Below are 359 nucleotides of genomic sequence, written 5' to 3'. Positions count from 1 at the left end.
GGTAATGATCGTGTGGCATGTGCGGTCCAACTCTGAAGCCAGCCAGCCAGGTAGGGGAGCGGGGTTCCGGGCCGACCCCACGGGCCGGTAGGTGCCCTTCGCCGTACGCATGAAGGGCGCCACGGCGTATCCTTTCTCCGCACGCACGTCCACCTGCCAGGCAAGGGCCACTTCCTTGCCCGCGCCGGAGGAAGACCGCAGGCGCAGACCCTGAGGCACCGAGTACCAGACGTGCATGCCTCCAGAGGCGGTCTGGACCCGCAGGGTGGTCTCGTCCTCGCAGGGGTTCTGCTGTCCTATGTAGGCGGCGAGCAGCGCGAGAGCGTGAAAGCCGTTCTCGAGGCCTGTCAGGTCGATGG

Annotated in this window: 1 protein-coding gene; it reads right to left on the bottom strand. The window is 66.9% G+C overall.

Annotation, left to right across the window (positions count from 1 at the left end; genetic code table 11):
• Positions 1–359 (bottom strand): bifunctional DNA primase/polymerase (locus ACFVX9_RS39595; protein ID WP_387987128.1); only part of this gene is annotated, 359 nt, incomplete at both ends.

It is taken from the genome of Kitasatospora sp. NPDC058243 (assembly GCF_042882025.1).
Taxonomy (GTDB): Bacteria; Actinomycetota; Actinomycetes; order Streptomycetales; family Streptomycetaceae; genus Kitasatospora.
Note: the sequence above shows the minus strand (reverse complement) of the source record. Positions and strands in the feature narration are given on the sequence as shown.